The sequence below is a fragment of the Algoriphagus sp. genome (assembly GCF_024642405.1).
Taxonomy (GTDB): Bacteria; Bacteroidota; Bacteroidia; order Cytophagales; family Cyclobacteriaceae; genus Algoriphagus.
On record NZ_JAHEBC010000204.1, the window covers coordinates 1 to 6,901 of the forward strand.

General features: G+C 38.0%; 4 protein-coding genes and 1 pseudogene. All 5 read left to right on the plus strand.

The genetic code is table 11. From position 1 onward, the window contains the following. Positions 1 to 310: VanZ family protein (locus Q0L68_RS14005; protein ID WP_296704340.1), on the plus strand; the 310-nt coding region annotated here is incomplete at its 5' end. 120 nt (positions 311 to 430) lie between these two features. Beyond that, the gene (locus Q0L68_RS14010; protein ID WP_296704341.1) at positions 431 to 2,323 is read left to right on the plus strand and encodes a sulfatase; all 1,893 of its coding nucleotides are present in this window, start codon (positions 431 to 433) and stop codon (positions 2,321 to 2,323) included. 133 nt (positions 2,324 to 2,456) lie between these two features. Continuing rightward, positions 2,457 to 4,028, plus strand: coding sequence for an arylsulfatase (locus tag Q0L68_RS14015; protein ID WP_296704343.1), 1,572 nt, complete (start codon positions 2,457 to 2,459; stop codon positions 4,026 to 4,028). 350 nt (positions 4,029 to 4,378) lie between these two features. After that, positions 4,379 to 5,722 (plus strand): Gfo/Idh/MocA family oxidoreductase, encoded by a 1,344-nt coding sequence (locus Q0L68_RS14020; RefSeq protein ID WP_296704346.1) that lies wholly within the window; start codon positions 4,379 to 4,381, stop codon positions 5,720 to 5,722. 148 nt (positions 5,723 to 5,870) lie between these two features. Further along, positions 5,871 to 6,901, plus strand: a pseudogene (locus Q0L68_RS14025) (FG-GAP-like repeat-containing protein); the annotation flags it as partial.

A 6,901-nucleotide genomic window follows, 5' to 3' on the forward strand; every position in this document is an offset into this window, starting at 1 on the left:
TCTTGTTTGGACTCCTAGCCAAGTAGGTCCTTCGGGATCCTATAATGATAAGATTGCTCACTTTTTGCTGTTTTTTGGGCTGTCTATCAATGGTTGCTTCAAGTTCCAAAAACCTGAAAAGCTCGTTGAGGCATTGATTTGGATTATTCTTTTTGGATTGATGACTGAATTTGTTCAAAAATTTGTCCCCGGAAGAGATATGGATCTTTATGATGGGATAGCAGATACGATGGGAGTAATTGCAGGGTACTATTTTTATAAAGCATATTCCAATAAACTCGATAAATTGCTAATTAAAATCGGGGCATAAATAAATCTCTAAGCTGATCGATTTAAGATTTTTGACAAGTTGTTTTAATTGTAATTTATTCGTTGTAGCTGGTTTGAAAATCTATTTTGTTAAAAGAGAATCAATATTCAGAGAATTAGAATGAAAGGAATAATATCGACTATCTTGTTTGGAGTCTTTCTTACTGTTTCAAGCAGCTTTGGGCAACAACCTAACATTCTCTGGATTACTATTGAAGATACTTCTCCTCAGTTTATAGGAAGCTATGGGAATAAGGATTCGAAGACCCCGATAATGGATAAATTCACTCAGGAAGGAGTTCAGTTTACCAATGCTTTTTCAACTGGAACTGTTTGTTCACCAAGTAGATCCGCCATCATTACCGGAGTAAAGACCTATGAATTGGGAACTGGGAATCACAGAAGTAATTACGCTATTCCATCTGAAATAAAGGGCTTTCCTTATTTTCTAAAACAAGCTGGCTATTATGTGAGCAACAATAGTAAAACAGACTATAATGTTGCCAATCCACAGGATTTTATTGCTGAAGCTTGGAATGAAAGTTCTGGAAATGCGGGTTGGTGGAAGAGATCAAATGGGCAACCTTTCTTTGCTGTATTTAACTTTGATGAATCACATCAGTCCAGAACCATGACAAATCCATATGATTGGTATTTGGAAAACGTCTTGTATAAATTACCGGAAGAAGAAAGAATTGGAGAAAGTGATTTTGAAATGCCTCCAGTTTATCGGGATAGCCCTGAGATGAGAAAGCAAATGGCTAGGGTATACAATAGCTTGAAGTTGACTGATAATAGAATCGGTGAACTTATTGACAGATTGAAAGGGGATGGGCTATTGGAAGAAACAATAATTTTCATTTTTGCGGATCATGGTGAAGGAATGCCTAGAGGAAAAACCAATGGAATTGATTATGGCTATCGCGTTCCTTTCACGATTTGGTTTCCAGAAAAATATGCACAGCTCTCTCCTTGGGGAACTGCCACGATCACCGATGAACTCATCAGCTTTGAAGACTTGGCACCAACAATGATCAGTTTTGTCGGGGGCAAAGTTCCTTCATACCTAAAAGGAAGATTTTTATTAGGGGAAGAAAGGAGTAGTGAAGCAGGTAAATTGTTTCTTTCTTCAGATCGATCTGATAATGGGGTAGATATGGTTCGGACTGTTACGGATGGCCGATTTGTTTATTCTAGGAACTTTATGCCATTTATGCCCGAGGCTAGATATATCCGATACATGGAGATTGGAGATATTAAGCAGATTATGAGAAAAGATTTAGAGGATGGTGTATTGAATCCATTGCAAAAAAGTCTCTTTGAACCGCGTCATCCCGAAGTTCTTTATGATTTGAAAAATGATCCATGGGAAACAACTAATTTAATTGACCTGCCAGAGTATGCTGCATTGGCAGATGAAATGAGAGTTTCCCTAGATTCTCATTTATCTGAGCGAAGGGATGTGCTATTCTTACCTGAGTTTGAATTGGAGAAAATATCTGAATATTCTAATCCTTATGACTTTCGGGAGGATAAAACCCAATACCCATTTGAAAAGATTTATCAAGTGGCAAAATTATCAGGCTTCCAAAATGAAAAAGTATTGAGGCAGCAATTGAAGTTTTTGAAAAGTGAAAATGAAATTGAAAGGTATTGGGCAGCCATAGGATTGAGATCTCAAAATATACCCATGCTTTTACCTTTTACAGATAATTTTGAAGAGGCATTAAATGATTCTTATGCTCCCGTTTCCATAACAGCAGCTGCAATACTCTACGAACTGAATCAAAGTGAGCTTGCAATTGAAAGGCTTAATCAATTTGTTTTGAGCACGAATTCTCATTTCTCCTTGATGGCAATTAATTACTTGCTATATACCGATAAGAAGGAACCGTTTATTGAATCCGTCAAAAAAGTTTATGAAAGTGAATCCTCAGATTATAATATTTCTGCAGCCAGTAAGGACTTCTTAGGGAGTCTCGGATTAATCCCAAATAATTTTGAGTATCGATAGAATCGCAAGAACTTATTGCTGGTATTTAAAGCTTGACTCACTTTATAAAAGTGTTTTAGATTGCCTAAAAGCAAAGTTTATTTAATTGGTTGGAAAAAGAGGAAAAGTTAAAGAATAAATTATATATCTATAAATGAAAACTAACAGAATTACCCTAGGTTGGCTTTGCCTTTTAACCCTGTTATCATCTTTTTTTGTAGCCTGTAAATCAAATGAGACAGAAACAAATCTAGCAGAAGTCCAAAAACCAAATATCATCTTTATTTACATGGATGATCTAGGTTATGGAGATGTAAGTGCTTATCAGGCAGGTACTTTAATAACCCCGAATTTTGATAAACTAGCCAATGAAGGACTCCGGTTTACAAATGCTTATGCTTCTTCTGCTACTTGTACTCCCAGTAGGTATGCAATTCTTACAGGGACTTATCCTTGGAGAAATGAGAATGCGAAGATTTTGCCTGGAACAGCTCCTCTTTTAATTGACCCTGCTCAGATGACTATTCCAAAAATGCTAAAGCAGGTTGGATATAATACGGGAGTGGTTGGTAAATGGCATTTAGGATTGGGGAATGGAAATGTGGATTGGAATAAAGAAATTTCTCCAGGTCCAAATCAGGTCGGCTTTGACTATTCTTATATCATGGCAGCTACTCAAGATCGAGTTCCTACTGTCTATATACAAAATGGAAATGTAGTGGGACTTGATCCAAATGATCCAATTCTTGTGAGTTATGATATGAATTTTGAGGGCGAACCCACAGCAATTTCAAATCCTGAAATGCTAACCATGAAATGGCATCACGGTCATAATAACAGTATTGTCAATGGTATCCCAAGAATCGGTTTTATGAAAGGGGGCGAAGCGGCAAAGTGGTCTGATATTGATATGGCGGATCATTTTTTGGAGAAAGCAAAAGCGTATGTGAAAGAAGAAGCGCAAAAAGATGCCCCATTCTTTTTATACTATGCCATGCAGCAGCCTCATGTGCCAAGAACGCCGCATCCAAGATTTGAAGGAACCTCAGGAATGGGACCTAGAGGAGATGCTATTTTGGAAGCAGACTGGATAGTTGGGGAATTTTTGAAAGAATTGGAGTCTCAAGGAATCCTAGAAAACACCTTGATTATTTTTTCCAGCGATAATGGGCCTGTTTTGAATGATGGTTATTATGATGATGCGGTAGAAAAAATTGGTAATCATACTCCAGCTGGTCCTTTTCGCGGAGGTAAATACAGTCTATTTGAAGCAGGTACAAGACTTCCTTTTATTGCTTATTGGAAGGGTAAAATTCAACCTGCAGTTTCCGATGCCATGATTACTCAGATTGATTTGTTTGAATCTCTTTCGGCTTTGGTAGGAAGTGAAGCCAAGACAAATGATAGTGAAAATCTATTGGATGTTTTGTTGGGAAATAGTCAGAAGGGGAGAGAAGAGTTCGTTTTAGAAGCAACAAGTCGAACTGCCTACAGAAAAGGCGATTGGGCGATGATTCCTCCTTACAATGGCCCTGCCCTTCAGACCAGTGTAAATATTGAATTGGGTAATCTAAAAGAATATCAGTTGTATAATCTAAAAGATGATCCCTCACAACAAACCAATCTGGCCGAATCTAACCCTGAAAAACTAGTTGAAATGATCAATGGGTTTGAGGCGATTCGAGGAGAAAATGGAAATCAAATAGAAGCTTTGGAATTGAAATAGAGCTTTGTTTTAATTTAGATCTTGTTTCGATTCTGTATTTATCTAGACTTTTTTTTAAGCCTTATCTTAAAGTATTTTCTAGATCAGATTACTTCAATTGAAAATTAGTTGATTAGGTCATTTGGCTTTTGGTTTATATCTTGTAAATGAAATTTTATTTATTAAAATTTTTAAAAAATTAACAAGATCCAAAGTATCAATTGTCTGGACTCTTTATTTAATAGCCCTTTCAAATTTGATAAAAAAACCTCTGGAGAGATTCAAATTCATCCAAACATCTGATCCTAGGTGAATAGATTAATGAGAAAAAGAGGAAAGATTTAGATTCATAAAACCTTAAAATAACCAAAATGAAAAAAGAAGAATCTCGACGAACTTTTATTAAAAAGACTGCGATCGCGGGAACTGCAGCTATGATCGCACCTACCATCATTCCGGCATCAGCTTTTGGAGCAAATGATAGAATTAATGCGGCTGTATTGGGGATAAACGGGAGAGGGAATTCGCATATTCAAGGCTTTATGGCCCAAAAGGATGTTCAAGTGACCACGCTTTGTGATCCTGATATGAATCTTTTGGTTGATCGTCAAAAGACGTTTAAGGAGAAATACAATATGGATGTCGCCTTGGAGCAAGATCTCCGACGTGTCATGGATAATAAAGATATTGATGTAATCAGTTTGGCAACTCCTAATCATTGGCATGCTTTGGCTACGATCTGGGCTTGTCAGGCGGGGAAAGATGTCTACGTAGAAAAGCCTGGATCGCATAATATCTGGGAAGGTAGAAAGATGGTGGAGGCCGCAAACAAGTATGATAGAATTGTGCAGCATGGAGTGCAATTGAGGAGTTCCCCTGCTGTGCAAGAGGCTATCCAATTGATGCGTGATGGATATATAGGAAGGGTTTATATGGCTCGGGGTTTGGTATTTAGAATGAGAGGAGATATTGGAGATAAAGGTTTCTCGCCTGTACCAGAAGGCTTGGATTACGACCTTTGGACAGGACCAGCACCGAAAAGACCATTTACGCATAACTTGGTGCATTACAACTGGCATTGGAACTGGGATTATGGAAATGGAGATGTAGGAAACCAAGGAATCCATGAAACAGATCTTTGTATGTGGGGATTGGATGTTGGGTTTCCAACCGAAATCACCTCTATGGGGGGTAAGTTTCTTTGGGATGACAGTAAAGAGGTGCCAGAAGTTTTGACATCTATTTATAACTACCCAGAGGAGAAAAAGATCATTCAATTCGAAGTGAGACCTTGGTACACCAACTCTGAAGGAGGAGCTACTGTAGGCAATATCTTCTATGGAGACAAGGGGTATATTGTGGTGGATGGTTATGATAAATACCAATCCTTCTTAGGTCCTGATCGTACTCCGGGTAAATCTGGAGATGATGGAGGAGTTGCAGCTTCAGGAATGGATAGAGGAGCAGGAGGAACAGATGGACATTTTGCTAATTTTATAGATGCTGTTCGAAAGCATGATAGATCCATTTTAAATGGCCCGGTTGAAACGGCACACTTGTCTTCAGGATTAGCTCATTTGGGCAATATCGCTTATAGGCTTGGAAGAGTGCTGCATTTTGATCCAAAATCAGAGACTTTCGTGAATGATGCAGATGCGGATAAAATGTTGACTAGAAATTATAGACCAGGCTTTGAAGTTCCGGAAATTGTATGATAAATAATAACTGATTCTAAAACCTGTTGGGAAATTCCTGACAGGTTTTTTTGTTCAGGATTTGAATTGGATGATTTATAATTCCTTTAATAAATTCAATACTATAATTTCATCGATAAAAAGACTCCAAAACCTTTGACTTGGTACTATGAATCATACTTTATCAAAATGTAGCATTTTGCTTTTTTCTTGCTTTGCGTTTTGTACTCAAAAAGAAAACAATGAAAAATTGATAAATGAATCAAGACCTATTGATTTTGAGTTAGTTAAATACAACAATCCCGGTACAACTTCTTTTTTGGGAGTAGGCCTTTGGGCTTGGCCCATGCCAATGGATTTTGATGGAGATGGCGATATGGATATGCTGGTTTCCTGCCCTGATAAACCTTTCAATGGGCTATATTTTTTTGAAAATACCACTGGCGAAGAATTTCCCGATTTCGCGGCTCCGATTAGACTAGGAGATGCCATTAAGAATGTTCAAGTATCTCATATTGAGGAAGGAGTGAAAGTCAATATTCCCGGGGCTGAGTTGGTAGATTTCAAGTCCAGTTTAGGAAGTAATGAGAAGGTGCTTTTTGATTCCGAGGAACTAAAGAAAGGTTTTGAAAAAGTTCGCTTTAATCAATGGAAAATGGTGGATTATGAAGGGGATGGAGACTTGGATGTAGTGGTAGGAATTGACGATTGGGCAGATTATGGCTGGGATAATGCCTACAATGAAAAAGGAGAATGGACCAATGGTCCCTTGCATGGGTTTGTATTTCTTTTGGAGAATGTCAATGGAACCTATACAAATCGTGGTAGAATTAAAGCTGGGGGTAAAACCTTAGATGTTTATGGAGCCCCTTCTCCAAATTTTGCAGATTTTGACGGGGATGGAGATCTTGATTTGATCTGCGGTGAGTTTTTGGATAAAATGACCTATTTCGAAAATATTGGAACCCGCCAAAATCCCAATTATAAATCAGGGGTCTTTTTGAAAAATGATGAAGGCCTTATTAAAATGGATCTGGAGATGATTATTCCAGTGGCTGTGGACTGGGATCAGGATGGGGATATAGATCTGGTAGTAGGGGATGAAGATGGCCGGGTTGCCTTGGTGAAAAATACCGGAAAGTTGAGTGAACATGTTCCGGTTTTTGAATCTCCAAAATATTTTAGGCAGAAAGCCGATAA

What these genes read in the sequence shown, in the direction of transcription:
- Q0L68_RS14010 (WP_296704341.1), top strand. Translation starts at nt 431, where the DNA reads ATGAAAGGAATAATATCGACTATCTTGTTTGGAGTCTTTCTTACTGTT.
- Q0L68_RS14015 (WP_296704343.1), top strand. Translation starts at nt 2,457, where the DNA reads ATGAAAACTAACAGAATTACCCTAGGTTGGCTTTGCCTTTTAACCCTG.
- Q0L68_RS14020 (WP_296704346.1), top strand. Translation starts at nt 4,379, where the DNA reads ATGAAAAAAGAAGAATCTCGACGAACTTTTATTAAAAAGACTGCGATC.